General features: G+C 69.2%; 18 protein-coding genes. 15 read left to right on the plus strand and 3 right to left on the minus strand.

Going from position 1 to position 21959, the window contains the following annotated elements:
• The 4 genes from VN461_05805 to VN461_05820 form a co-directional block, all read left to right on the plus strand.
• The coding region (locus VN461_05805; protein HXB54276.1) for a carbohydrate ABC transporter substrate-binding protein at window positions 1-700 on the plus strand (700 nt) is incomplete at its 5' end.
• Window positions 701-719: 19 nt separating this feature from the next.
• Window positions 720-1769, plus strand: a complete 1050-nt coding sequence (locus VN461_05810; GenBank protein ID HXB54277.1) for an ABC transporter ATP-binding protein — start codon at window positions 720-722, stop codon at window positions 1767-1769.
• Window positions 1766-2647, plus strand: a complete 882-nt coding sequence (locus tag VN461_05815) for a sugar ABC transporter permease (protein ID HXB54278.1) — start codon at window positions 1766-1768, stop codon at window positions 2645-2647. Before VN461_05810 ends, VN461_05815 begins: the two co-directional genes overlap by 4 nt.
• Before the next feature lie 47 nt (window positions 2648-2694).
• A complete protein-coding gene (locus VN461_05820; GenBank protein ID HXB54279.1) occupies window positions 2695-3495 on the plus strand; it encodes a carbohydrate ABC transporter permease in 801 nt (266 codons plus the stop codon).
• 34 nt (window positions 3496-3529) lie between these two features.
• Here the strand turns inward: VN461_05820 and VN461_05825 are convergent, their stop codons facing one another.
• Both VN461_05825 and fdhD read right to left on the minus strand, forming a co-directional pair.
• Entirely contained in the window at window positions 3530-5452 is a 1923-nt protein-coding gene (locus VN461_05825; GenBank protein ID HXB54280.1) for a propionyl-CoA synthetase, read from the minus strand.
• Window positions 5453-5546: 94 nt separating this feature from the next.
• Window positions 5547-6446: a formate dehydrogenase accessory sulfurtransferase FdhD gene (gene fdhD, locus VN461_05830; GenBank protein HXB54281.1), complete on the minus strand. Its 900-nt coding sequence runs from the start codon at window positions 6444-6446 to the stop codon at window positions 5547-5549.
• Window positions 6447-6522: 76 nt separating this feature from the next.
• Here fdhD and VN461_05835 point away from each other — a divergent pair, with 76 nt between their 5' ends.
• The 5 genes from VN461_05835 to VN461_05855 all read left to right on the plus strand — a co-directional run bounded on the left by VN461_05835 (window position 6523) and on the right by VN461_05855 (window position 12800).
• Entirely contained in the window at window positions 6523-7293 is a 771-nt protein-coding gene (locus tag VN461_05835; protein ID HXB54282.1) for an Mrp/NBP35 family ATP-binding protein, read from the plus strand.
• Window positions 7294-7373: 80 nt separating this feature from the next.
• A complete protein-coding gene (gene fdnG, locus VN461_05840) occupies window positions 7374-10439 on the plus strand; it encodes a formate dehydrogenase-N subunit alpha (protein HXB54283.1) in 3066 nt (1021 codons plus the stop codon).
• Between the two features lie 9 nt (window positions 10440-10448).
• On the plus strand, window positions 10449-11309 hold the full coding sequence (fdxH, locus tag VN461_05845; GenBank protein ID HXB54284.1) for a formate dehydrogenase subunit beta: 861 nt from the start codon (window positions 10449-10451) through the stop codon (window positions 11307-11309).
• Window positions 11306-12007: a formate dehydrogenase subunit gamma gene (locus VN461_05850; GenBank protein HXB54285.1), complete on the plus strand. Its 702-nt coding sequence runs from the start codon at window positions 11306-11308 to the stop codon at window positions 12005-12007. The genes fdxH and VN461_05850 overlap by 4 nt, the downstream gene beginning before the upstream one ends.
• Entirely contained in the window at window positions 11985-12800 is an 816-nt protein-coding gene (locus tag VN461_05855; GenBank protein HXB54286.1) for a formate dehydrogenase accessory protein FdhE, read from the plus strand. Before VN461_05850 ends, VN461_05855 begins: the two co-directional genes overlap by 23 nt.
• A 21-nt stretch (window positions 12801-12821) precedes the next feature.
• Here the strand turns inward: VN461_05855 and VN461_05860 are convergent, their stop codons facing one another.
• Window positions 12822-13121 (minus strand): hypothetical protein, encoded by a 300-nt coding sequence (locus VN461_05860; protein HXB54287.1) that lies wholly within the window; start codon window positions 13119-13121, stop codon window positions 12822-12824.
• Window positions 13122-13337: 216 nt separating this feature from the next.
• Here VN461_05860 and VN461_05865 point away from each other — a divergent pair, with 216 nt between their 5' ends.
• The 6 genes from VN461_05865 (at window position 13338) to add (ending at window position 21870) form a co-directional block, all read left to right on the plus strand.
• Window positions 13338-13898 carry a hypothetical protein gene (locus tag VN461_05865; protein ID HXB54288.1) on the plus strand — a complete coding sequence of 187 codons (561 nt, stop codon included), beginning with the start codon at window positions 13338-13340 and terminating at the stop codon, window positions 13896-13898.
• 255 nt (window positions 13899-14153) lie between these two features.
• Complete coding sequence (locus tag VN461_05870) at window positions 14154-15557, plus strand: 8-oxoguanine deaminase (GenBank protein HXB54289.1); 1404 nt, start codon at window positions 14154-14156, stop codon at window positions 15555-15557.
• 13 nt (window positions 15558-15570) lie between these two features.
• Window positions 15571-16959: an FAD binding domain-containing protein gene (locus VN461_05875; protein HXB54290.1), complete on the plus strand. Its 1389-nt coding sequence runs from the start codon at window positions 15571-15573 to the stop codon at window positions 16957-16959.
• On the plus strand, window positions 16956-19118 hold the full coding sequence (locus tag VN461_05880; protein HXB54291.1) for a molybdopterin cofactor-binding domain-containing protein: 2163 nt from the start codon (window positions 16956-16958) through the stop codon (window positions 19116-19118). Before VN461_05875 ends, VN461_05880 begins: the two co-directional genes overlap by 4 nt.
• Window positions 19115-20857, plus strand: coding sequence for a C4-dicarboxylic acid transporter DauA (gene dauA / locus VN461_05885; protein ID HXB54292.1), 1743 nt, complete (start codon window positions 19115-19117; stop codon window positions 20855-20857). The genes VN461_05880 and dauA overlap by 4 nt, the downstream gene beginning before the upstream one ends.
• On the plus strand, window positions 20854-21870 hold the full coding sequence (gene add / locus VN461_05890; GenBank protein ID HXB54293.1) for an adenosine deaminase: 1017 nt from the start codon (window positions 20854-20856) through the stop codon (window positions 21868-21870). The genes dauA and add overlap by 4 nt, the downstream gene beginning before the upstream one ends.
• Window positions 21871-21959: the final 89 nt, after the last annotated feature.

Below are 21959 nucleotides of genomic sequence, written 5' to 3' on the forward strand. Positions count from 1 at the left end.
GGCCCTGCTCTGGTCCTACGGGGGGGCCGAGCAGGACGAGGCCGGCCGCGTGATCATCAACTCGAAGGAGACGATCGAGGCCCTGAAGTACATGCGGGCCCTCTACAAGGAGACCATGACCTCCGAGATCTTCACCTGGGATCCCTCCTCCAACAACCGGGGCATCCTGGCCGGCAAGCTCTCCTTCGTCCAGAACGCGATCTCCGTGACGCGGCAGGCGGAGAAGGACAATCCCGAGATGTCCAAGCAGATCCAGCTCACACCCGCCCTCAAGGGACCCGTCCGGGGGATCGCCGCCGAGCACGTCATGGACTGCTACGTGATCTGGAACTTCGCGGAGAACAAGGAGGGGGCCAAGCAGTTCTTGGTCGACCTCGTCGACACGTTCAACACCGCCTTCAAGGCCAGCGAGTTCTACAACTTCCCCTGCTTCCCCTCCACGGTCCCGGACCTCGGCACCCAGATCGCCAACGACCCCAAGGCGGTTCCTCCCGACAAGTACAAGGTCCTGGGCAACGTGCTCGAGTGGGCGACCAACGTCGGCTTCCCCGGCTACGCGAGCGCGGCCATCGACGAGGCCTTCAACACCTTCGTCCTGCCCACCATGTTCGCCAAGGTGGCCCGGGAGGAGATGACTCCCGAGGAAGGGGTCAAGGTCGCAGAGACGGAGCTGAAGCGCATTTTCGCCAAGTGGGCGTGACGGGGACCCCGGGAGCGCGATGGCGGTCGTCGAAACGCGGGATCTGACCAAGGTCTTCAAGGAAGGCGAGCTCGGGGCGGTCAACAGGGTCAACCTGGAGAGCCGGGAGGGTGAGTTCCTGGTCCTGCTGGGCCCGTCCGGGTCCGGCAAAACCACTCTCCTGCGCATGATCGCGGGGCTGGAGGTGCCAACCTCCGGCGAGGTCTGGATCGGGGGGGTGAACGTAACCCCCTTCCCGCCCCGGGAACGCCGCATCGCCATGGTGTTCCAGAGCTACGCCCTCTACCCCCACCTGTCCGTCTTCGACAACATCGCCTTCCCCTTGCGGGCGCAGGGGGTCAAGAAGGAGCTGCGCCGGCCGAAGGTCGAGTGGGCCTCTTCCCTTCTCGGCATCGGCTCCCTCCTCGCCCGCAAGCCGCGCGAGCTCTCGGGGGGCGAGCGGCAGCGGGTGGCCCTGGCCCGGGCCATCGTCCGCGAGCCCACCCTGTTCCTGCTCGACGAGCCGCTTTCGAACCTGGACGCGAAGCTAAGAGCCTCGGCCCGGGAGGAGCTGCAGCAGTTCCACGGCCGGGTCGGGACGACCACGCTCTACGTGACCCACGATCAAGTCGAGGCCATGGCCATGGGCGACCGCATCGTGGTCATGAACCAAGGTCAGGTCCGCCAGGTGGGGGCGCCCACCGAGGTCTACGACGATCCCGCGGATACCTTCGTGGCCACCTTCCTGGGCTCTCCACCCATGAACCTGCTGGAGAGCCCGGACGTGATCGTGGGCTTCAGGCCCGAACACCTGCACCCCGCGGACCTGAAGGTGGAGGGCGCCCGCGTTCCCGTCCATTTCCGGATCAAGCACACCGAATACCTGGGAGCGGAGCGCATCCTGTACGGCGTGGTGGAGGGGGGCGGTTTCCAATCCCGGGAGGCCGTCGTCTCGCGGCTGTCCGCGACCCTGCCCGCCCCCTACGCGGTCGGTTCGCTCTACGACTTCTCGGTGCGCGAACGCGATTTGAAGTTCTTCGACCGCGGCACCGGCAAGCGTACGGCGCCGCGCCCGCTGGCCGGACTATGAAGGGCCGGCAGGCCTGGCTGGGCCCCGCGATGTTGCTGCCGGCCGTGCTCTACATCGTGGCCCTGGTGGGGGTGCCCTTCATCCTGGCCTTCTTCTACGCGGTTGGCGACGTCAAGGTGGGCAGCGTGGGCTACCACTTCGTGGGGCTGCGAAACTTTCGGAGCATCTTCGAAAATCCCGCCTTTCTGCGCGCCCTCCGCAACTCCTTCCTCTTTACCATCTCCTCCCAGGTGCTGGTGCTTACGGGCTCCCTCACCTTGGCCCTCGCCCTAAAAGAGAAGTTCCCCGGGCGGGGGATCGTGCGTTTCGTGATCCTCCTCCCCTGGGTCGCCCCCATCTCCATCGGGTCTATCGGCTGGAAATGGATCCTGGACTCCCTCTACAGCGTCATCAACTGGGTGCTGGTGGCGCTCCATCTCGTCAAGCCCTTCGCGGCCCCCATGTGGCTGGGCGAGCCCAGCCTGGCCATGATGTCGGTCATCGCCGTCCACGTCTGGCGCATCCTGCCTTTCTCGACCGTCATCATCCTGGCTGGGCTCACTTCCATCCCCAAGGACATCCCGGAGGCAGCGGCCGTGGATGGGGCGGGCTTCTTCCGTACGCTCTTTCAGATCACCCTACCCATGCTTCGTCCCATCCTGAACGTGGCCATGCTCTTCGGCGTGATCTTCGCCGTCACCGACATGACCGTCATCTACATCCTGACCCGGGGCGGGCCCTATGACACGACCCAGGTCCTGCCCTCCCTCGCCTTCTTCACCGGGATCCTGGGCGGCGATCTCGCGGAGGGCGCGGCGATATCGCTCTTCCTCGTACCCCTCCTGGCCGTGGTGGCCTACCTCATGCTGCGCGTGGCCCGCCGCGCGGAGGTGACGTGAGGCCGGGAGGGCGCCTGGGCGCGCCTCTCCGGCGGGCGGGGCACGTCCTGGTGCTCGCCTTCTTCTTCCTGGTCCTGGGCTTCCCCTTCTACTGGATGACCATCACCACCTTCAAGCAGGGGAGCGACCTCTACAACCTGAAGAACAACCCCTTCATCTTCAACGCCCCGCCCACCCTCGAGCACCTCCGGCTGCTTTTTGGCGAAACCCTCTTCCTGCGGTGGCTGGGCAACACCGCCCTGGTGGGCGTGCTCGTGGTGGGAATCACGCTCCTCTTCGCCCTCCCCGCCGCCTACGCCCTGGCCCGGCTCACCGGCCGCTGGGGTGAGCGCCTGGGCATCGCGATCTTCCTAACCTATCTGGTCCCGTCCACCCTGCTCTTCATCCCCCTCTCCCGGGTGGTGGCCAACCTTGGGCTCCAGGACAGCCTGGGGTCGATCATCCTCGTCTATCCCAGCTTCACCATTCCCTTCTCGATCTGGCTCCTCATGGGCTTCTTCAAATCCATCCCCCGCGAGCTGGAGGACGCGGCCATGGTGGACGGCCTGAGCCGGTTCGGGGCCTTCGTCAAGCTCGTCATCCCCATGTCGACCTCCGGCATCCTCACGGTGGTGATCTTCACCTTCACCCTCGTCACCCAGGAGTTCGTGTACGCGCTCACCTTCATCTCCTCCGCCGCCCACCAGACGGTGGGGGTAGGGGTCCCGATCTTCCTCGTCCGCGGGGATGTCTACTACTGGGGATCGCTGATGGCGGCCTGCCTGATCGCGAGCCTGCCCACCGCCTTCGTCTACAACCTCTTCCTGGACCGTTTCATCGCCGGCTTCACGGTGGGCGCGGTCAAGTGAGGGTGGGCCCCTGGCATCGGTGCCACCCGAGGGCTCACTCGCTGGCGATCGTTCCCTTCGCCCCCCTAGCGTAGCCCAGGGTCCGCAGGGCCTCCTTGATCTCGTCCAGGGTCAGGGGATCGTCAATGGTGGCGGGGACCTTGAACGGGTCCCCGTTCGCGATGTCGCGCATGACCCCGCGCAGGATCTTGCCCGAGCGGGTCTTGGGTAGTCTCTTGACGATCGCGGCCTGCTTGAAGTTCGCCACCGGCCCCACCTGCTCACGGACGAGGGCCACGACCTCGGGCAGGATGTCGGCCGGGGGGCGGGTCACGCCCGCCTTGAGCACGAGCATCCCCACCGGTAGCTGGGTCTTGAGCGGGTCCTTGACCCCGAAGACGGCGCACTCCGCCACGTCGGGATGGCTGGCGATGGCCTGCTCCATGCTCCCGGTCGAGAGGTTGTGGCCGGCGACGATGATCACGTCGTCTATCCGGCCCATGATGAAGACGTAGCCGTCCTCATCGATGTACCCCCCGTCCCCGGTCAGGTAATAGCCGGGGTATTTGGCGAGGTAGGCCTGCTTGAACTTTTCGTCGTTCTGCCACAGCGTGGTCAGGGTGCCGGGGGGCAGGGGGAGCCGCAGCGCCACCGCCCCCTCCTTCTCCGGGGACAGGGGCTGCCCCGTCTCGCTTAGGATCTCCACCCGGTAGCCGGGAACGGGTTTGGTGGGCGAGCCCGGCTTCACAGGCAGGGGCTCCAGGCCCATGCAGTTGGCGGCGATGGGCCATCCCGTCTCCGTCTGCCACCAGTGGTCGATCACCGGCCGGTCGAGCAGGCTCCGCGCCCAGTGATATGTGTCGGGATCGAGCCGCTCGCCGGCCAGGAAGAGGTAGCGGAAAGCGGAGAGGTCGTACTTCTGCCGGTACTCTCCGCGGGGGTCCTCCTTCTTGATGGCCCGGAAGGCGGTGGGAGCGGTGAAGAGCACGCGCACCCCGTACTCCTCGATCACCCGCCAGAATCCGCCGGGGTCGGGGGTGCCCACCGGCTTCCCTTCGTGGACGACGGTCGTGCATCCGTGGAGGAGGGGGGCGTACACAATGTAGGAGTGGCCGACGACCCAGCCCACGTCGGAGGCGGTCCAGAACACCTCGCCCGGCTGCATCCCGTACACATTCCGCATGGACCACTTCAAAGCCACCGCGTGGCCGCCGTTGTCGCGCACCACGCCCTTGGGCCGGCCGGTGGTGCCCGAAGTGTAGAGGATGTAGAGCGGATCCGTGGCCTTGACCGGCACGCAGTCGACGGGATGCGCAGCGGCCATCAACTCGTGCCAGTCGTGGTCCCGGCCGGGAGTGAGCGGGCAGCGCTCCTGCTCGCGTTGGAGGACGATGCAACGGGCCGGCTTGTGCGCGGACAGCTCCAGCGCCCGGTCGAGGAGCGGCTTGTAGGCCACCACCCGCTTCACTTCGATCCCGCAGGAGGCGGAGACCACCACCTTGGGCGCGGCATCCTCGATGCGGACCGCCAGCTCGGAGGCGGCGAAGCCCCCGAACACCACGGAGTGGATGGCCCCGATCCGCGCGCAGCCGTACATGGCGATCAGCGCTTCCAGCGTCATGGGCATGTAGATGACGACGCGGTCGCCCTTGGTCACGCCCAGGGAGGTGAGGACGCCCGCGAAGCGCGCGACCTCGCCCCGAAGCTGGCGGTAGGTCAGCTTGCGCTTGGTCCCCGTGACCGGGCTGTCGTAAATCACAGCCAGCTGATCGGCGCGGCCGTTCTCGACGTGGTAGTCGATCGCGTTGTGGCAGGTGTTCAGCTCCCCCCCCACGAACCAGCGATACAGCGGAGGGTTGGAGGCGTCGAGGACCTTCTCGTAAGGCCGGTACCAGTCAATCTCCTGGGCGGCCTGGCCCCAGAAAGCCTCAGGGTCGTCGAGGCAGGCCCGGTAGGCCCGCTCGTAGGCACCTTGCATGATCGGCTCCAAACGGGAGAGGCCGGTGCGCGGCCCTCATGAGTCGGGGACACCCTTGCCGGGCGGGCACGGCCGGCCGCGGCGAGAGCGTCGCCTAGCTTCGGGCGGGCTCGGATACGCGGATTCGCTCGACCCCCGCATAGACGTTGAAGCGCTCCCCGCGCAGGAAGCCAACGAGGGTGATACCGAAGTCCTTGGCCAGGGCCACCGCCAGCGTGCTGGGTGCCGACACCGCGCAGAGGATGGGAGCGCGCGCCATCAGGCACTTCTGGAGGATCTCGAAGCTGGTCCGGCCGCTCACCATCACGATGTGCTCGTCGAGGGGCAGCCGGCCTTCGCGAAGGGCCCAGCCCACGAGCTTGTCCAGCGCGTTGTGGCGGCCCACGTCCTCCCGCAGGGCGAGGAGCTCCCCCTTGGAATCGAAGAGCCCCGCCGCGTGCAGTCCCCCCGTAGCCGCGAACACACCCTGGTGCGCGCGCAGCTTCTCGGGCAGGCTCCAGAGTACGGACGGCTCCACCTCCGGCCCCGGCCGGGAAAGGCGATCCGCCTGCAGGTGCAGGGCCTCCAGGCTGGCCTTGCCGCAGACCCCGCAGGCGCTCGTGGTGTAGAAGTGCCGCTCCAGCGCCTTGAGGTCCGGCAGACGCTCCCTGCTGAGCTCCACGTTCACGATGTTGTGGCGGCGGTCCTCCTCCACCGCGGGGTCGGTGCAATGGGAGATATCAGCGATGTCCGCGGCGCCCTTAACGACGCCTTCCCCGTAGAGGAACCCCGCCGCCAGCTCGAAGTCGTGCCCCGGGGTGCGCATGGTGATGGCCACCGTCTGCCGCAGTTCGCGGGGCGCGCCCAGGTCCGGAGCGAGGAGGAGCCGCGGCCCCCCCCGGGCCAGAAGGCGGATCTCGAGGGGCTCCTCCGCGGCGAGCTGGTCCGCTCGCTCTTCCGGCACCCCTCCCTCCACCCTCCAGACCCGGGCCGCGACCTTGCTTTGGGAGCTCATGGTGCGAGGGGTGAAACCAAGGACGAGACTACGCCCCCGCCCGGGGAGGGGTCAAGGCGGGGTATCCTGCCGCCGCATGGACCTCCTCCCCCAAGTTCGCTTCAAGGTCGCGGTGGCCTCGGGCAAGGGTGGAGTGGGCAAATCCACTCTGGCCGCCAACCTGGCCGTGTCCCTGGCCCGCCTTGGCCAGCGGGTGGGGCTTCTGGACGCGGACATCTACGGTCCCTCCCAGCAGATCATGATGGGGATCGACGAGAAGCCCTTCGTGGACAAGAACGACAACAAGCTCCTGACCATCGAGCGGCACGGGGTGCGGGTGGCCACGCTGGGCGCGGTGATGAACGCCGATCAGCCCGCGGCCTGGCGGGGGCCCATGGTCATGAAGGCGGTCGACCAGCTCTTGGCCGGGGTGCGCTGGGGACGGCTGGACATGCTCATCGTCGACCTTCCGCCCGGCACGGGGGATGTCCAGCTCACCCTCACCCAGCGTGTTCCTCTTTCCGGCGCCGTTATCGTCACCACCCCCCAGGAGGTGGCCTTGATCGACGCCCGCAAGGGCCTGAACCTGTTCCGCAGGTCGAGCATTCCCCTCCTGGGCATCGTCGAGAACATGTCTTATTACCTGTGCCCGCAGTGTGGCCGCGAGGAGGCAATCTTCACACGGGGGGGAGGACGGAGGACGGCGGAGGCGCTAGAGGTTCCTTTCTTGGGCGAGATCCCTCTCGACCCCCGGATCGTGGTCGGGGGGGACTCCGGGAGCCCCATCGTCGCCCTCGCCCCCGAATCCCCAGCCGCCCGCGCCTACGTGGCGGTCGCGGAGGCGGTAGCCAAGAGCCTCGCGGGCTGAGGGGGGCGCACCGGGGCGACAAATCCCTTGACAACACCGATCCGCGGGTCCCAGACTTAAGACCCATCCCAGGAGGCCCCATGGAGCGTCGGACTTTCCTCAAAGCCACGACCGTTGGGGGCGCCGTCGCCATAGGCTTCGATGTCTCGACCGCCCGGGCGGAGATGCGCGAGCTCAAGATCTCGCGCACCACCGAGACCCGGAGCACCTGCCCCTACTGCGCGGTCTCGTGCGGTGTGATCATCCACACTCTGGGCGATAAGGCCAAGAACGTCACTCCCGCCGTGGTGCATGTGGAGGGGGACCCCGACCACCCGATCAGCCGCGGGACCCTCTGCCCCAAGGGAGCGACCCTCAAGGACGACATCACCCACAAGAACCGGATACTGGCGCCCAAGGTGCGCCGCCCGGGCTCGGAGCGCTGGGAGGATATATCGTGGGACGAGGCGATCTCCAAGATCGCCCGCCACGTCAAGGACACCCGGGACCGGTGCTTCGTGGCAAAGAACGCTAAGGGACAGGTGGTGAACCGCAACCCCGGACTGGCCATGATCGGGGGGTGCACGGACACCAACGAGTTCAACCTCCTCCAGTGGAAAGCGGTGACGGCTTGGGGAGTCGCGTACCGCGACACCCAGGCCCGTGTTTGACACGGCCCCACGGTGGCCAGTTTGGCCGCCACCTTCGGCCGGGGCGCAATGACCAATGGCTGGGTCGACATCAAGAACGCCGACGTCATCCTGGCCATGGGGGGCAACGCCGCCGAGAACCACCCCGTCGGCTTCAAGTGGTTCATCGAGGCCAAGATCACGCGCGGCGCCAAGCTCGTCGTGGTCGACCCCCGCTTTACGCGTACGGCGGCGGTAGCCGACTTCTATTCCCCCATCCGGGTCGGCACGGACATCGCTTACCTCTACGGGATCATCCGCTACGCCCTCGAGAACAAGCGCTACCACGAGGACTACGTCAAGCTCCACACCAACGCCGCCCTGCTCATCAACGAGAAGTTCGCGTTCAACGACGGGGTCTTCTCCGGCTTTGACGAGAGCAAAGGGGACTACGCGAAGGACTCTTGGGCCTACCAGCTCGACGCCAAGGGCTTCGCCAAGTCCGATCCCACCCTAGAGAGCCCGAACTGCGTCTTCCAGCTCCTGAAGAAGCATGTGGACCGCTACACCCCGGAGATGGTGGAGCGGATCTGCGGCGTTCCCAAGGACACCTTCCTGAAAGTCGCGGAGATCGTGACCTCGACCGGTAACGCGGAGCGGGTCGGCACCATCACCTACGCCCTGGGCTGGACCCAGCACTCCACCGGCGTGCAGATCATCCGGGCGGGCGCGATCCTCCAGTTGCTCCTCGGCAACATCGGCCGTCCGGGGGGCGGCATGAACGCCTTCCGCGGCCACTCCAACATTCAGGGCGCCACCGACACCGCAGGCACGTTCGAGATCCTGCCCGGCTACCTGAAGACGCCCGCCGGGCCCTGGCAGACCCTGAAGGAGTACCTCGACGTCAACACCCCCAAGCCGCTCGAGTCGGCTTCCATGAACTACTGGCAGAACTACCCCAAGTTCATGGTGTCGCTGCTGAAAACGGCCTACGGCAAGGCCGCCACCAAGGAGAACGACTTCGGCTATGCCTGGCTCCCCAAGGTCGACGGGAACTACTCCTGGATGTACATCTTCGACGACATGTATCGCGGCAACTCCACGCGAGCGGGGGGCAAGGAACCGGGGCCCGAGGGCTTCATCACCTTCGGCATGAACCCGGTGGGGCTGGGCCCGAACTCCAAGAAGATGGTGGCCGCGCTGTCCAAGCTCAAGTGGATGGTCGTGGTCGAGAATGCGGAGACGGAGACGGCCGGTTTTTGGAAGGCCCCCAAGGAGTACGACGGTCCGGAGCCGGCCAAGATCCAGACCGAGGTCTTCCTCCTCCCCGCCGCCACTTTCGCGGAGAAGGACGGCACCTTCACCAACTCCGCCCGCTGGCTCCAGTGGAAGTGGAAGGCCCTGGATCCCCCCGGCCAGGCCAAGGCCGACCAGGAGATTCTGGCCCGGTTGGTCCTGGCCGTGCGCGACCTCTACAAGAAGGAGGGCGGCGCCCTACCGGAGCAGGTCCTGAACCTGAGTTGGGGCTACTCCAATCCCGTGAACCCCGACCTCGGCGAGGTCCTGAAGGAGATGAACGGCAAGGCCCTGGCCGACCTCCACGATCCCAAGGACAAGACCAAGGTCATCAAGACCGCCGGCCAGCAGATTGACGGCTTCGGCCAGCTCATGGACGACGGCACCACCATGTGCGGGAACTGGCTGCACTCCGGCGTCTACACGGAGGGCGGAAACAACGCCCAGCGTCGCAACAACTCCGACCCCACCGGCCTCGGCATGTACCACAACTGGGCGTTCGCCTGGCCGGCCAACCGCCGCATCATGTACAACCGGGCCTCGGCCGACGCTGAGGGCAAGCCCTGGGATCCGAAGCGCGCGGGCATCTCCTGGAACGGCGAGAAATGGGTGGGCGACGTCCCGGACATGAAGCCCGACGCCCCGCCCGGCACCTACGGGGCCTTCATCATGAACCAGGAGGGAGTGGCGCGTCTGTTCGCTTCCAGCCTCAGCGACGGGCCCCTGCCCGAGCACTACGAGCCGGTGGAGGCGGCGCTGGACAATCCCCTCCACCCCAAGGTGACCTCGAACCCCTGCTTCAAGAGGTTCTCCTCCGACAAGGACGTGTACGGCAAGAGGGAGGACTTCCCCATCATCTGCACCACCTACCGCCTCACGGAGCACTTCCATTACTGGACCCAGCACCAGCACCAGGGGCATCTGAACGAGCTCCAGCCGGGATTCTTCGTGGAGATTCCGGAGGCGCTGGCCCGCGAGAAGGGGATCGCCAACGGCTCCCAGGTGAAGGTCATTTCCGCGCGCGGCCAGATCCAGGGCCTGGCCATGGTGACCAAGCGCCTCCGAACCATGACCGTCGACGGGAAGCAGATGTGGCAGATCGGCTTCCCCATCCACTGGGGTTACGCCGGCGATCCGGGGCACACGGGGACGCTGGCCAACCTGCTGACGGCCTCGGCCATGGACCCCAACACCTGGACGCCGGAGTTCAAAGCCTTCCTGGTCCGGCTCGAGAAGGCCTGAGGAGGAGCGATGAGCGCCCAGACCCTGCAGATCCGCCGCTCCTCGGCTTCCCTATGGGGGGGCCGGACCGGCATCCGCCAGCTGCCCGTGGTCTCGAAGTACATCGACACCTCGACCTGCATCGGCTGCAAGGCCTGCGAGGTGGCGTGTCAGGAGTGGAACGACCTGGGGCCGGTGCCGACCGAGCAGACGGGCACCTACCAGACCATGCCCGCCCTGGACCCCGAGTTCTGGAACCTGATCCGCTTCAACGAGCAGGAGTTCGAGGGGGGCGTGGCCTGGCTGATGCGCAAGGACCAGTGCATGCATTGCGAAGACCCCGGCTGCCTGGCCGCCTGCCCCGCCCCCGGCGCCATCGTGCAGTACGAGAACGGCATCGTGGACGTGAACCCCGAGCAATGCATCGGCTGCGGCTACTGCGAGACCGGCTGCCCCTTTGAGGTGCCGAAGTTTTCCGCCAAGACGGGCAAGATGGCGAAATGCACGCTCTGCGTGGACCGGGTGGAGGTGGGCCTGGAGCCGGCCTGCGTGAAGGCCTGCCCCACCGGCTGCCTGACCTTCGGGACCAAGGACGACATGGTGGCGCGGGGCAACACCCGCGTGAAGCAACTCCAGGCCGGCGGCTTCGCGAACGCTGCCCTCTACAACCCGTCCGGCGTGGGCGGCACGGGTGTCGTCACCGTCCTCGCCCACGGCGATAAGCCCGAGTGGTATGGCTTGCCCCGCGACCCCCACGTCCCCACCGCCGTCCGCGTCTGGAAGTCGGTGCTCAGGCCCTTCGGCCTGCTCGCGATGTTCGGGGCCATAGTGGGAACCTTCGGGCACTTCATGAACCACGGTCCCAAGGAGGCCCGGGAGGCAGACCGATGAGCGCCAGCATTCCGAACCCCGCTCTCGACCCCGCGGTCATCCGGGCCCGCGATGCGGAAGACGTGGCGGTGGGCGACCAGATCGTCCGCCATCGGCTGTCGTCCCGCCTGATCCACTGGTCGGTGGCTCTGGCCTTCGCGGTCGCCCTCCTGACTGGGATGCCCATCTGGACCCCCATCTTCGGCTGGATGGCCCCGCTCTTTGGCGGGCTTTCGGTATGCCGCTGGCTCCACCCGTGGGCGGGCTCGACCTTCTTCTTGGCCTCGAGCGTGATGTTCTTCCGCTGGCTCTCCGAGATGGTTCTTCTCCCCAGCGAGAAGGACTGGTTCGGGTCCAAGCTCTTCGCGTACATGAGGCACGAGGCCATCGACGACTGGGAGACCGGCAAGTACAACGGAGGGCAGAAGATCTTCTTCTTCGCGGTCTCCCTGGGGGCCCTCGGGCTCTTGGCCTCGGGCCTCATCCTGTGGTTCCCGCTGAGCTTTCCCCCATGGTTGAGGGAGCTCGGGATCGTCATCCACGAGATCACCTTCATCCTCTTTGCCGTGGCCATCATCTTGCACATCTACTTGGGGACGGCGGCAGAGCCGGGGACGTTCCGCTCCATGACCCGTGGCACCGTGGCCCGCTCCTGGGCCCGTCTGCACCATCCTCGCTGGTATCGCGAGATCACGGGTGACCAGTCCCGCCACCCCTAGGGAGCCGGCCGAGGCCGCGTTTGCCCGCCGCGCGGCGCGCGCGGACGAACTCGCGGGCTCGTCCCGCGCCGCCCTTGGCCCGCTGCGCTTCGCGGCCGGCCTCTACCGGGCCCAGGCGACTCTCGCCGCGGCCGTCGCGAGCGCCCACCGGCAGCGGCCCCTCGTGGGGCGGCTCCAGAGCGACTTGGACGGGTTCGCGGGCGCCCTCCGGGCTCTCCTCCGCTACGCCGCAGGAGCGGGTCCCCCCGCCCTGGCCGAGGAAGCGCGCTCGCGGGAAACGGAGGACATGGGAGTGGCGCGGGCTCGGCTTGAAGCCTGCTGGAGCGGCGACTGTGCGACCGGAGAGGACTACCTCTCGCGCGCCCTCCTGCGGCCCTACCTCGAGGTCCTGGCCGGGCTGGGCATCGCGCCCGACCGATCACAGCGCCCGGGAGGCTGTCCGTTCTGCGCGGCTCCCCCCTGGATCGCGGCGCGGCGGTCGAGCCCGGATGTGGACGGGGCCCGTCGCTTCCTGGGCTGCTCCCTCTGCGGAGGAGAGTGGCCCGTCAACCGGGTCCGGTGCCCGGCCTGCGAGGAGGAGAACCCCGCCCGGCTCCCCTCCTTCCAGACCGACGCCCACCCCTTTGTTCGGATCGAGGGCTGCGAGACCTGCCACCGCTACTTGAAGTCGATCGACCTCACGGTGGACGCGCGGTCGATCCCGGAGGTGGACGACCTCGTCTCCCTGGCCCTGGATCTTTGGGCCGCGGAGCAAGGGTTCCAAAGGATCGAGCCGGGCCTGGCCGGCGTCTGAAGCCTCGCGGGCGTTCCTGACTCAGCCCAATTGGGGCAAGTCGAGCCCGGCTTCCTCCTCCCGGGCCCGGAGGGCGGCGTACGCCTCCGCCAGGCGCTCCTGCTCCCAGCCCAGGAAGATCCCGTCGCCCCGGTAGTGGGCCTCGCCGCTCGGGGGCTCGACGAGCACGATGGTGCCCGGGCCCTGATCGGATGTGACCTCCAGCCGCCAGGCGGAGACGGTGACGCTCGCGGAGCGGGTGCGGATCGGGACCCGGGCGAGGGCCTGGGCGCTCACCCCGCTGAGGCCGGCGATCTCGTGTGCGTTCTCGGGGGCGGGCATGACGCGGATACGGAGAGACTATGCGCGCGGCCGCTTCGGGGTCAAGCCGGAGGCAGGAGGCAGGAGGCAGCCCGAGGCGGTCGGGCCTGTCGCGCCACCGACCGATTCGGTGCGTTGACGAGCCGAGGGGCGCGCTCCTATGATCGGGCCTTCGTCGCCCCCGGTTTTCCGTTGTGAAGGCGCCGGGCGGGGCCCCACCCCGCAGGAGGAGATGCCATGGTGACACTCGGGACGCTGTGGTTGCCCATCGTGCTGTCCGCGGTCCTCGTCTTCATCGCGAGCTCACTCGTCTGGATGGCCCTGCCCCATCACAAAGGCGACTGGAAGCCCCTCCCCGACGAGGCGGGCGCGATGGAGGTCCTGGGCCGGACGGCTCTTCCCCCGGGCCAGTACCGCTTCCCCTGGGCCGCCGATCAAAAGGCCATGCAGACGCCCGCCTTCCTCGAGAAGCAGAAGAAAGGACCCGTCGGCCACCTCGTGGTGATTCCTCCTGGTCCCTTCTCCATGGGCCGCACCCTGTCCGTGTGGTTCGTCTATCTGCTCGTGGTCTCCGTGTTCGTGGCCTATCTCACCGGTCGCACCCTCGGCCCGGGGACGGACTACCTGCGGGTCTTCCGGGTGGCGGGGACAGTGGCCGTGATGGCCTACGCGGTGGGCCACGGCACCAGCTCCATCTGGTGGGGCCGCCCTTGGAGCGTGACCCTCAAGGACATGGCGGACGGCCTGCTCTACGCGCTGCTGACCGCGGGCATCTTCGGCTGGCTCTGGCCCCGTTAGCCACGCGCGCCCCCGGGGCACGGGTTCGGGCCCCTCGGCCCCCGGGCCCCGGCGCATGAAGGGGCCGCCGCGCGTGCGCGTTGTCATCGAGGAGCGCCGCTCAACACAGGGGCGGCGTTTCTGCCCACCGACCTCCTGAGCGCGGGAGCATCGCAACGGCACTCGAGGTTCTTGGGCTCTCCCTCTCCCCCCACCGTCCGTCCACCTTGGAGCACGGGTGGGCCCCGGGAGCCGCTCTCGGGTTAGAGTGACGACGTGCGCACCCTCATCCACGACGCGCGCCTGGTCGCGCCCATGGACGACGCGCGGACCCGGCTCCCCGAGGGCCACGTCCTGATCGAGGACGATCGCATCCTCCTCGTCGGAACCGGAACCGTACCCCTGGCGGGCAAGATTGATCGCCGGATCGACGCCCGGGGCAAGGTGGTCCTGCCCGGTCTCGTGAACACCCATCACCACCTCCCGCAGGTTCTCACCCGCAACGTGCCCCGCGTGCAGGAGGCCCCCCTCTTCCGCTGGCTGAGCGAGCTCTACGAGGTCTGGCGGGGCCTGGACGCGGCGGCGGTGGAAGCCGCCGCTCGCGTGGGCCTGGGCGAGCTGCTGCTCACAGGGTGCACCACCACCAGCGACCACCTCTATCTCTTTCCCCGGGGCCAGGAGCGCCTGATCGACGCCGAGATCTCGGCCGCCCGCGACCTCGGCATCCGTTTCCATCCCAGCCGCGGGTCCATGAGCCGGGGGAAGAGCCAGGGCGGCCTTCCCCCCGACGACGTCTGTGAAGACGAGGAGACGATCCTCCTCGACTCTCGGCGGCTCTTCCGCGAGTACCACGACCCTCGCCCGCGTGCCATGACCCGCATCGCCCTCGCCCCCTGCGCGCCCTTCTCGGTGAGCAACGACCTCATGCGGCGCACCGCCGAGCTCGGCCGCGAGCATGGCCTCCGCCTCCACACCCATCTCGCCGAGACCCGGGACGAGGAGCGCTATTGCCAGGAGGTCTACGGCTGCCGGCCCCTGGAGTACTTGCGCCGCCTGGGCTGGCTGGGAGCGGATGTCTGGCTCGCCCATTGCGTGCACCTCTCGCCCCCGGAGGTGCGGCTCCTGGGCGAGACCGGCACCGGCGTCGCCCACTGCCCCTCCTCGAACTTCCGCCTGGGCTCCGGCCTTGCCCCCGTGCGGGCCATGCTCGAGGCGGGGGTTCCGGTGGGACTAGGCGTGGACGGGTCCGCCAGCAACGACAGCTCAAACATGCTGGCCGAGGCCCGCCAGGCCCTGCTCGCCCCCCGCCCGGGGGCCGACCCCTCGCGCTGGCTCACCGCGGAGGAGGTGCTGTGGATGGCCACCCGCGGGGGGGCCCGCTGCCTGGGGCGCGACGACATCGGCAGCCTGGAGCCGGGCAAGGCCGCCGACCTCATCCTCATCGACACCCGCCGGCTTTCCTACGCGGGGTCGGGAAGCGACGTGCTCGCCGCCCTCATCTTCTCGCCCTTCCCCGAGCCCGTAGACACCGTGATCGTGAACGGCCGGATCGTGGTCGAGCGAGGAGAGGTGGTGGGCTTGGACGTGCCCGTCCTCGTAGAACGGGTGGAGGCGATATCTCAAGCCCTGCTGAGGTCCGCCTCCCGAGCCACTGGGCGCGACTACTTCCAGAAAGGCTAGACTAGCCCCGCCCATGCTGGCCCGAGGCATCCGCAGTTACCATCGGCCCACCCGCCTGGAGGAGGCCATGAGCCTGGTCGCGCAGGGGGCCGTCCCCCTGGCGGGGGGGACGCGCCTGCTCGCCACCAGCGCGGAGGTCCCGAACATCGTGGATCTCTCGGCCCTCGACCTCATGGGCATGAAGACCGAGGATGAGGACCTGGTGCTGGGCTCCATGGCCACCCTGCAGGACGCGATGGACTCCCCCCTCGCCTACCCCGCCACCGCCGGCCTCCTCCCCACCGCCTGCCGCGCGCAGTCCGCCTCGCGCATGATCCGCGGCATGGCCACCCTGGGCGGAGAGTCGGTCCACGGCGACCGTGACTCCGAGGTGGTGGCCGCGCTGCTCGCCTTGAACGCGGTCTACATCGTCGCCCACCCGCAGGAATCGCGCGAGAGCCCGGCCCTGCGCTTCCTGCGCAATCCCGCGGAGGACCTAGTGGGGGGCGGGATCGTACAGGCCATCGTGATTCCGGGCGCCCCGGACGGGGCGGCTCTGGAGCGGCTGGCGGTGGCGCCCTCGGCCCCCCCTCTGCTGTCCGTGGCCGCTACCGTCACCTTCGCGGGCGAGAACTGCTCCCGGGCCCGCATCGCCCTCACCGGCCTCGAGACCCGTCCCGCCCGCGTGCTGGAAGCGGAGGCCTACGTGGAAAGGACGGGCGGCGACGAGAAGGCGCTCGTGCGGTGCGTGGACCAAGTGGTGGCGCGGGCGCCCTTCCGCGAGGATGGCCAGGTGTCCGCCGCCTACCGGCGGCGGGTGGCCCGCGTCCTGACCCTGCGCGCGCTAAGGCGGGCGGTGACCCAGGCCCGCCGGCGTTCCCCCCTCGAGATCCCCCGCCTGCGGCCCCGCCTGTCGCAACGCGCCCCCACCACCCTGCCCTACTTCACGTCGGGGCGCATCGAGGTCACCGTGAACGGCCATCCCTTGCGCGCGGACGTGGAGGCTCGCACCACCCTCCTCGCCCTCCTGCGAAGCCAGGGCCTCCAGGGGGCCAAGCTCGGATGCGAGACCGGGGACTGCGGGGCGTGCGCCGTGCTCTTGGACGGGCGCCCCGTGAACGCCTGCTTGAAGCTGGCCGTGGGGGCCCAGGGCCGGAGCGTCCATACCGTGGAGGGCCTGGGTCGGGCGGACGAGCCGCACCCCTTGCCCTCCGCCTTCCGGGACTCGGGAGCCATTGGTTGCGGCTTCTGCACCAGCGCCATGCAGCTCTCGGCCAAGGCCCTCCTGGATGCGATCCCCGACCCCGACGAGGGCGAGGTGCGGGACGCCCTCGCCGGCTGCCTCTGCCGCTGCACGGGGTACGTCAAACCGGTGGAGGCCGTGCTGCGAGCCGCCTCCGCCGGGGGCGAGAACGCCGGATGACGGTCTCCCTCGCCGTCGGTCCCGCCCGCTTCGCCGACGACATCCTCCTCCCGGGCATGCTCTATGCCCGAGTGCTTCGCTCCCCGCACGCGCACGCCCAGATCGTCCGCCTCGACGCCTCCCCCGCGCGCACCCTCCCGGGGGTGGTCCTTGTGCTCGCGGCCGAGGACCTCTCTCCCCCCGGGTCCGCCCCTCCCATCCTGGACCGGACGGTGCGGTTCGTCGGGGACCGGGTAGCGGTGGTGGCGGCGGAGGACCCGGACGTGGCCTACCGCGCCGCCGAGGCCGTCCGCGTCGAGTACCAGGTCCTGCCCGCAGTGCTGGACCCCGAAAGGGCGGGGGAACCGGAAGCGCCGCTGGTCCACGAGGGGCCGGGCAACCTGGCGGGCGAGGTCCAGGTCGAGGTGGGGAACGTCGACCGCTCCTTCGCCGAGGCCGACCGGGTGTTCGAGGCGACGTACCGCGTGGCCCCCGGGTTGGCGGGGATGCTCGAGCCGCACGTCGCCCTCACTTGGCTGGACCCGGACCGGCGGCTCATAGTCCGGACCTCGAGCGCGGTCCCTTTCCACGTGCGGCGGAGCCTGGCCGCCCTCCTGGGCATGCCCGCGGCCGGAATCAAGGTGATTGCCCCCGGAGTGGGGGGCGGTTTCGCAGGCAAGCACGACCTCATCGTGGAAGACCTCTGCGGCCTTGTCACCCTGCGCACGGGACGCCCGGTCCGCCTTCTGCACACGCTCGAGGAAGAGCTCACCGCCACCAGCGCGCGGCCCGCTCAGGACCTGACCCTGAAGACGGGGGTGAAGGAGGGAAGGATCACCGCCATCGAGGTACGGGTCCTGGAGAACGTGGGGGCGCGCCGGGGATCCGCCGCGGAGGGCTTGCGCGAGACGGGGAGGGAGACCCTGGGCCTCTACCGCGTCGCGAATGCTCGTTTCCAGGGCCGGGCTCTCCGCACCCACCTGCCTCCCGGAGCGCTGTTCCCAGGGGGAGCGGGCCTCTTTGCTCTCGAGAGCCACGTGGACGAGGTGGCCGCCGCCCTCGGCGAGGATCCGCTGGAGTTCCGTCTGCGCAACCAGGCCACGCCGGGAGACAAAGCGGCGATCGTGGAGGCGCTCGGGGGGGCGGGCGAGATCGCGCAGGGCTCCCGCCTGGTCGAAGCCGCCCGCTTGGGCGCGGGGGCCATCGAGTGGGGCCGTCGTTGGAAGCCTTCCCCGGGGCCGGGGCCCCTGCGGCGCGGGATCGGCCTCGCCCTCGCCCGCCACGCCCCCTCCCGGTCCAGCGGGGAGCGCGGCGTCGCCGCGCTGAAGATGACCGAGGACGGCTCCTTTGCCCTGATCGTGGGCCCGGCCGCCCTGGGGGCGGGGGCGGAGAGGATCTATCGTGAGGCGGCCGCCCGCTGCTTGGGGGTGGCCGTCGAACGGGTCGTGCTCCAGGCGTCGGACACGGATGCCTCCCCCTTCGACCCGGGCGCGACCGCTCCCACCCCCCAGCCCACGGAACGAGCGGTGCAGCGGGTGGCGGAACTCTTGCTTGAGCAGATCCGCGCCACCGCGGCCCGCTTGCTGCGCCGGGACACCCGGGACCTCACGGTGGAGGACGGATGGGTGCGGGCCGGGGACGGAGCCGCAGCCAGCCTTGCCGAAGTCGCCCTCGCGGCCATCCGTCACGGCACCCCCGTGGGCGCGGAGGCCTTCCACTCCGTGGCCGACGCCCCCCCCGCGGGCGTCGCGGTCTTCGCGCAGGTGGAGGTCGACCTGGAGACGGGGCGGGTGCGGGTGCTGAAGCTGGTCGAAGCCCTGGACGTGGGGCCGGTGGAGCAGCCGCGCATCGTGGAGGCGCAGGTCGAAGGCGACACCCTCCGCGCGCTGGGCGAGGTTCTCCACGAGCAGGCGCCCACGGACCGGATGGGTGGCCGGACGTTCCGATCCCTCCGGGATCACCTGATCCTCACCGCTATCGACGCCCCCGAGATCGTCGTTCTGCTGGCGGGCTCCGGCCCCGCGTCCCCCCTGGGCGCGAAGGCCCTGGGCGGCCTGGCCGCCTGCGGCCCCGCCGCCGCCATCGCCAACGCCGTTGCCCATGCCACCGGCGCTCGAGTGCGCGAGCTTCCTCTCGCCCCCGCTAGGGTGGTGGCCGCAATTGATGGGATGGGGGCATGAACGGCCGCCACTGGAGTCCCACCCGAATGGATTGGCCCCCTCCCGCCCTGGCCCTGCGCCAGAGCCTGCGCAAGGGCTACGGGCTCGCCGGCCTGCGCGCCGATCTCATGGCAGGGATGGTGGTCGGTGTCGTGGCCCTGCCCCTTTCCATGGCCCTGGCCATCGCTGCCGGCGTCCCCCCCCAGCACGGGCTCTACACCGCCATCGTGGCCGGGGGGCTGATTGCCCTCCTCGGGGGGTCGCGGGTCCAGGTCTCGGGCCCCACCGCCGCCTTCGTGGTCATCCTTTCCCCGATCTCCCAACGCTTCGGCTTGGGAGGCCTGCTCCTCGCCACCCTCATGGCCGGCCTGCTCTTGATCGCGATGGGCGTGGCCCGCATGGGCCGACTGATCGAGTTCGTCCCCTACCCCGTCACGACCGGCTTCACCGCCGGCATCGCGGTCGTGATCGGGACGCTCCAGATCAAGGATTTGCTGGGCCTGACCGTTGAGGCGATGCCGGAACACTACCTGGACCGGCTGGAGGCGCTGGCTCTCGCCCTCCCCTCCACGCGGCTGGAAGATGTCCTGATCGCATCGCTGACCCTCGCCCTCCTCATCTGCTGGCCCCGGGTGACCACCAGGATCCCCGGCCCGCTGGTGGCCCTGGCCGTGGGCGCGGGGGCGGCCGCGCTCGCCGCGCGCTTCATTCCCGGCTTCGAGGTGGCGACGATCCAGAGCCGGTTCCACTACGTCCTGGACGGAGCTACCCTGCCCGGTATCCCGCGCACTCCCCCCCTCCCGGTTCTGCCCTGGAACATGCCCGGGCCCGACGGCCGGCCGCTCTTCATCTCCTTCCCCCTCATCCGCCTCCTCGCTCCCTCCGCCTTCGCTATCGCCCTGCTGGGGGCCATGGAGTCGCTTCTTTCCGCGGTGGTGGCGGACGGAATGACCGGCTTTAAGCACGACCCCGACGTGGAGCTTCTGGCCCAGGGGGTGGGCAACCTGGTGGTCCCGTTCTTCGGGGGGATCGCGGCCACGGGCGCCATCGCCCGCACCGCCACCAACGTCCGCTCCGGGGCCCGCTCCCCCCTCGCCGCTTTCTTCCACGCCCTGGTGGTGCTGGGCGCCGTCCTCGCCCTGGCCCCCCTGCTCGGCTACCTGCCCATGGCCTCCCTGGCCGCCCTCCTCCTCCTCGTGGCCTGGAACATGAGCGAGCGCGACCACTTCGTGCGCATGCTGCGGGTGGCCCCCCGCTCCGACGTGGCCGTACTCCTCATCTGCTTTGGCCTCACCGTCCTTTTCGACATGGTGGTCGCGGTCACGGTGGGAGTGGTGCTGGCCTCGCTGCTCTTCATGAAGCGCATGGCCGAAGTGTCGGGGGTGCGGCTGGTCGAAGAGCATCCCCTCACCCTGGACAAGCCCTTACCCAAGGGGGTCCTCATCTACGAGGTGGCGGGCCCGCTCTTCTTCGGGGCCGCCCACCAGGCCATGGCCGCGCTGAAGGAGGTCGATACGGGGGTGCGGGTGGTGATCCTGGATCTGCGCTCCGTGCCCGCCATGGACGCGACCGCCCTCGTGGGCCTGGAATCCGCCTTCGAGCGGCTCCACCGCGACCAGATCTTCGTGATTCTGGCCGGGGTCCAAACCCAGCCCCTGCGGGTCATGGCGCGGGCGGGATGGCGCGACCGCCATGGCCGGCTGGCCATCTATCGCTCGTTCGAGCGGGCCGTCGACGAGGCCCGCAAGGCGTTCGAATGACCCCGGACGACCTCGCCCGCATGCCCAAGGCCGAGCTGCACCTGCACCTCGAGGGAACCATCTCCGCGGACGCCCTTTGGGCCATGGCGGAGCGCAACCACGTAGCCCTGCCTGTGGGAACGCGAGGGGAGCTGAAGGCGCTCTACTCCTTTGAGAGCTTCGAGAAGTTCATAGCGCTCTGGCTGGCCATGTGCGCGTGCCTCAAGACCGCCGCCGACTACGAGCTCATGGTGGACGGCTTCCTGGGCGAGTGTGGCCGCCAGAACATCCGCTACGTGGAGGCCCATTTCACCCCCTACAACCACGAGATTTACGGTTTCGGGGCCCGGCGCGCGCTCACGGTCGTTACCCGGCGGCTTGAGGCGTCGGAGCAGGCGGGAGGCCCGGTGGTCCGCCTCATCACCGACATCCCCAGTGAGTCCGCTCCCGCGAGCGGCCTCTTTACGGCCAGCCTCCTGGAGGAGGAGGCCAACCCGCTGGTGGTCGCCCTGGGCTTGGGCGGACCCGAAGCCGGCTTCCCCCGCGCCGCCATGGCCCCCTACTTCGAACGAGCCCGGGCCGCCGGCTACCCCGCGGTGGCCCACGCGGGCGAAACGGGGGGGGCGGAGCATGTGCGCCAGGCGGTGCTGGACCTGAAGGCGCGACGGGTGCAGCACGGCGTGCGGGCGGTGGAGGACGAGGCCGTCCTCCGGCTCCTGGCCGAACGCGGGATCTGCTGTGATGTCGCCCTCACCAGCAACGAGTGCCTGGGGGTCGTATCCGCGGTCCGGGCGCATCCCCTTCGCCGGATGATGGCGGCGGGCGTTCCCGTGACCCTCTCCACCGACGATCCGCCGTTCTTCGACACGGACTTGAACCGAGAGTATGAGCGGGCCCACCGCGAACTGGGCTTGAGTCCGGCCGAGCTCTGGGAGCTGAACCTGAACGGCCTCCGCTACGGCCTGGCGGAGACGGGGACGCGCCGGCGGTTGTTCCGGGAGTTCCAGGAGGCGGGACGGAGCCTGGGGTTCTAGGCCCGCGACGGCTCGCCCCCTGCCGGTGCGCGACCCGGTGGAACCCCTCCGCGGGGGCAGGTCCGAGGTTGTATACTCCGGCCCGGCAA

Source organism: Vicinamibacteria bacterium, from assembly GCA_035570235.1.
GTDB lineage: Bacteria > Acidobacteriota > Vicinamibacteria > Fen-336 > Fen-336 > DATMML01.

Coding starts and splice junctions, on each gene's coding strand:
- VN461_05810 (HXB54277.1), top strand. CDS start 720: ATGGCGGTCGTCGAAACGCGGGATCTGACCAAGGTCTTCAAGGAAGGC.
- VN461_05815 (HXB54278.1), top strand. CDS start 1,766: ATGAAGGGCCGGCAGGCCTGGCTGGGCCCCGCGATGTTGCTGCCGGCC.
- VN461_05825 (HXB54280.1), bottom strand. CDS start 5,452: ATGCAAGGTGCCTACGAGCGGGCCTACCGGGCCTGCCTCGACGACCCT.
- fdhD (HXB54281.1), bottom strand. CDS start 6,446: ATGAGCTCCCAAAGCAAGGTCGCGGCCCGGGTCTGGAGGGTGGAGGGA.
- VN461_05835 (HXB54282.1), top strand. CDS start 6,523: ATGGACCTCCTCCCCCAAGTTCGCTTCAAGGTCGCGGTGGCCTCGGGC.
- fdxH (HXB54284.1), top strand. CDS start 10,449: ATGAGCGCCCAGACCCTGCAGATCCGCCGCTCCTCGGCTTCCCTATGG.
- VN461_05850 (HXB54285.1), top strand. CDS start 11,306: ATGAGCGCCAGCATTCCGAACCCCGCTCTCGACCCCGCGGTCATCCGG.
- VN461_05860 (HXB54287.1), bottom strand. CDS start 13,121: ATGCCCGCCCCCGAGAACGCACACGAGATCGCCGGCCTCAGCGGGGTG.
- VN461_05865 (HXB54288.1), top strand. CDS start 13,338: ATGGTGACACTCGGGACGCTGTGGTTGCCCATCGTGCTGTCCGCGGTC.
- VN461_05875 (HXB54290.1), top strand. CDS start 15,571: ATGCTGGCCCGAGGCATCCGCAGTTACCATCGGCCCACCCGCCTGGAG.
- VN461_05880 (HXB54291.1), top strand. CDS start 16,956: ATGACGGTCTCCCTCGCCGTCGGTCCCGCCCGCTTCGCCGACGACATC.
- dauA (HXB54292.1), top strand. CDS start 19,115: ATGAACGGCCGCCACTGGAGTCCCACCCGAATGGATTGGCCCCCTCCC.
- add (HXB54293.1), top strand. CDS start 20,854: ATGACCCCGGACGACCTCGCCCGCATGCCCAAGGCCGAGCTGCACCTG.